The sequence below is a fragment of the Dehalococcoidia bacterium genome (assembly GCA_040902535.1).
Classification (GTDB): Bacteria; Chloroflexota; Dehalococcoidia; order DSTF01; family JACRBR01; genus JBBDXD01.
On record JBBDXD010000017.1, the window covers coordinates 11,214 to 15,171 of the forward strand.

Sequence of the window (3,958 nt, forward strand, 5' to 3'; positions counted from 1 at the left end):
TCCGCGCACCGCGACATTCCCATCTGCGCCATCTGTGCCCATCTGTGGTTACCCACAAGAACGGCGTCAGTCGTTAAACCCGTCGATCTCGTACGCCATGATCAGCATGTCATGCGTCCGCCCCTCGTTGTCGATCACGTGATCCGCCAGCAGCGCCTCCGGCCGGAACCCGATGCGCTCGAACGTCGCCCGCGCCCCCCGCTGGTCCGACGTCATCTGCGCCGTGATCTTCTTCAGCCCGATCTCCTTCGCAATGCCGAAGATCTCCTCGACGAGCCGCGCGCCCAACCGGATGCCGCGATAACCCTCGCCGACGATCGTCCGGATCTCACCGACGTGCCGCGTCCACAGCACTTCGTTGTGATGCAGGCTCGCGTACCCCGCGATGTTCTCGCCGTCGTACGCCAGCACCGTCACCGTGCGCCCCGCCTCGACGTTCTTCAACCACTCGTCGATATTCCGCGGATCCGTTATGTCGATGCGCAGGAAGAGCACATCCTGCCGCGGCAGCCCCTGCGCAAACGCGATCAGCTCCTCTCGATGCTCCGGTCCCAGGAGCCGCAACTGCAGGCTCTTGCCGCCGCCGAGCCGCGCCTCGCGTGGATACATCTTTCGATAGCCGATGGGCTGCACATCCGTCGTCATCGCGCCGCTCCTTGGTCCCCGCGAGGGTTCATCCGCTCGCGGCGATCCTATCACAGCTTCGGGTTGGGTGTCAGCGGAATGGCACATTCGGTCGGATCCGTCGCCGAACCGCATCGCAAAGCGCGCTACCGAGCGCTCCGCACCATCTGGCTGATCGCGTTCACATCGCCCGGATACCCCCCGCCCGCGATCCCCACCTGCACGATCGCCGACGCCCATGGCCGCAGCAGCCCGATCAGCTCATCAAAGTCGTCGCCGATCGCTTCCACGATGTTCACCTCCATCGCGTCCGTCTCCGCCTCAATCTGATCGCGAAAACGCTCGCCTTCCGCCGTGAACGTGTCGCCTTCCACCCACCCCTTCGCGCGCATTCCGTCGAGCGCAGCGTCCATCTCCTCGATCGTCCATCCGCGCGTCATCGAGTACGTCTTGAGCGGAATGTGCATGCGCAGCTCCGACATCAGCTGGATCTCGATCGGCCGCACGCCGACGCGCGTCCACACCGCGATGTGACTGTCGCCGCGATGCTCCCGCACCATGTCGCACGACCGCCACAACTGCCCGATCGCGTCGTCCGGCCACGGCAGCGCCCGCAGCCCGCTGAACAGTGGATGCCCCGCGTGCTCCGCGACCGCCAACCCGCGCTGCAACAGTTCGACCGCGCGCTCAACGTCGCGCGCGTCCGGTTCGCCGAGCAACCGCCGCAGCGACGCCGTCGCACCGTCGTATCGCGCCTCAAGCACGTCGTCGCGCTCCGCCGCCGCCCACCCAGCATCGACCGCCGGCACGACGAGCGCCGGACTGAACACGCCAAACGCCGACGCGACCACCATACCGCTCGGCTTCCCTAGCGATGCGCCGCGGCTGCAGAAGTAGCCGCTAGCGCCGTTCATGCCCAGCGCCGTGTATCGCTGATGCGCCTCGGGCGCGAAGTACACGTTCGCCCCGATCGGCTCGCACACGTCCCGCAATGACCTTGTCCGAATGTCCACGCGTCCTCCCTTTGTGACGGGCAGCCTACGCCTCGACGTGGCGTGGCGCCAGACGCCGAGCCCGCCTAATGTAGCTGCGGAGCTTCAGCTCCGCCCCGTGTACTGAACTTCAGGAGCAACGATGAACCAGCGACCCGAACCCGGCGACCTCGACGCGGTAAACGCCCTCATGGATGCCGCCATCGGCGCCGCCCTGCCGATGAAATCCGTCGAGTATTCGAAAGATCGCGTCGTCATGACGATGGAAGTGACGTCCCGCACGCATCAGCCCATGGGCATCCTGCACGGCGGCGCGTCCGTCGTCCTTGCCGAAAGCGCCGCATCGACGGGCGCCGGCCTCAACTGCCCGCCCGGCAAGGTCGCCGTCGGCCAGGAGATCAACGCCAATCACATCCGCCCGAAGCGCTCCGGCACCCTGCGCGCCGTCGCCGAGCCTCTGCACATCGGCCGCACGAGCCAGGTCTGGTCGATCGACATCCGCGACGAAGACGGCAAACTCGTCTGCGTCTCCCGCTGCACCCTCGCCGTCATCGACGCCCCGCCGGAACCTGCGTCATCCTGAACGTGCGTGATCCCTGAAACCTGCGTCATCCTGAGCGAAGCGAAGGATCTCGTCACGGTCTCAGCGTCCTCCTTGGCAGCAAACCTCGCACGCATCCCTCCCCGGCGAAGCCATGCACGCGCGCATCCCGTCATCCTCCACACCGCACCGGCGACCAACAACCAGTGACCAGGCAACCAGATCACGGCCACCACAGCTCCCGCGCCGCCTTCCGCAACTCGTCGCGATGGTCCGGATGCGCGATCGCGATCAACTCCTCCGCACGCTGACGGTGGTTCTTCCCCCACAACCGCGCGACGCCGTGCTCCGTGATCACGTAGTCCGCGTAAAAACGCGGTATCGTCACCAGCGAGCCCGCATCCATCTGCGGCACGATCTTCGATACGCCGCCCCCCATCGCCGTCGATGCCATCAGCGTGATCGCGCGCCCGCGCGGCGAAAACGCGCCCGCAAGATGCATCTCCGGTTGCCCGCCCGTACCGTTGATGATGCGCCCGCCGAACACACTCTCCGAGTTGATCTGCCCCAGCAGATCGACGCTGATCGCGTTGTTGATCCCCACAAACTGGTCGAACTTCGTCAGCGTCCGCGGGTGCAACACGTACTCCGGGTCGTACAACTCGAAGTGCGGGTTGCCGTCGATGATGTCCAGGTCGTTGGGGTCGCAGCCCGTCCACGCTGCTGCCACCGTCTTGCCCGTGTGAATCTCCTTGTGCCGACCCGTGACGATGCCGTCGCGCCACATGCGCGCCAGCCCCGGCCAGCCCAGCTCGGTGTGGATCCCCAGATCCTTCCTGCCGTCGAACGCGCCGAGCCGCGCCATCCCGCGCGATGGCTCGCCCGTGCCGATCTGGATCGTGTCGCCGTCCTTAATCAGCTCTCGCAGGTAGCCGGCGATCGGATAGGCTTCCGGCGGCGGATCGGCGAGCCCGAGCACCCGGCGCGCATCGTCCGGCGAGACCGCAGCCATCACGCCTGAGATAGCCGCAAGGATCTGCAGGTCCGGCAGTTCCGCGCCCAACTGCTTCCACCCGGCGCGACGTTCCGCGTTCTCGATCGCGTCCGTTGCCTTGTCGAACTCCGCCGGCCCGAATGGCGGCTGCTTGAACTCCACGAAATGGTCGATCTCCGACACGTGAATGTAGACGTCGCCGTACACCTGCGGCAGCGTCTTGCTCACCTCCGCGATCACCGTCGGACAGCGCCGCGCGTACGAGCGCTGCACCCAGTGATTGGCGCCGAAGTGGCAATAGCCGCCGCGGTTCGGCGGCGACACGGTGCAAAACGCGACGTCCGGCACGCGCACGTCCTCGCGCTCCTGGTCGTACGCCTTCATCCCCAGCGAAAACAGGTTGGGCAGATACGTCCCGCGCTTCTCATCCGTCACGAAGCGCGCGAAGTCGCCGATGTACAGCTCGAACTCCACTTTGAAGTGCGTCTCGTCGGGAAGGCGCAGCCAGCCCGGGTCCGAAGCGGGCGCCAGCAGCCGCACCGTCACGTCGCGCAGTTCGTCCTTGCGCGCCGCCAGTGCCGCTGGCAACGTCGCAGGCGGGAAGATCGAGAACATCACCGTATCGCCGGACTTGACCGCCTTCACCGCCTCGGCCGCCGTAGTCAGCCGCTGCTGGTAAATCTCCTGCCAGTCCAAATCATCCCTCCCCTCGTGGCCATCGTTGCGACACGGCAACCCCGCCGATTATCGACGAAGCCCGGATACCGAGCCACCAATCGAGCTCGGCCACCAATCGAGCGCGGGCTT

4 protein-coding genes are annotated in these 3,958 nt (G+C 66.3%); 1 reads left to right on the plus strand and 3 read right to left on the minus strand.

Features of this window, described 5'->3' with window-relative positions; translation table 11 throughout:
• Positions 1 to 66: 66 nt before the first annotated feature.
• Entirely contained in the window at positions 67 to 645 is a 579-nt protein-coding gene (locus tag WEB52_07835) for a GNAT family N-acetyltransferase (protein ID MEX2226342.1), read from the minus strand.
• A 125-nt stretch (positions 646 to 770) separates the two neighbouring features.
• Entirely contained in the window at positions 771 to 1,637 is an 867-nt protein-coding gene (locus tag WEB52_07840; GenBank protein MEX2226343.1) for a hypothetical protein, read from the minus strand.
• Between the two features lie 169 nt (positions 1,638 to 1,806).
• On the opposite strand from WEB52_07840, the gene WEB52_07845 reads away from it, so the two are divergent.
• On the plus strand, positions 1,807 to 2,199 hold the full coding sequence (locus WEB52_07845) for a hotdog fold thioesterase (GenBank protein ID MEX2226344.1): 393 nt from the start codon (positions 1,807 to 1,809) through the stop codon (positions 2,197 to 2,199).
• Between the two features lie 181 nt (positions 2,200 to 2,380).
• On the opposite strand, the gene WEB52_07850 is transcribed toward WEB52_07845, so the two are convergent.
• Positions 2,381 to 3,847 carry an acetyl-CoA hydrolase/transferase C-terminal domain-containing protein gene (locus tag WEB52_07850; GenBank protein ID MEX2226345.1) on the minus strand — a complete coding sequence of 489 codons (1,467 nt, stop codon included), beginning with the start codon at positions 3,845 to 3,847 and terminating at the stop codon, positions 2,381 to 2,383.
• Positions 3,848 to 3,958 lie beyond the last annotated feature (111 nt).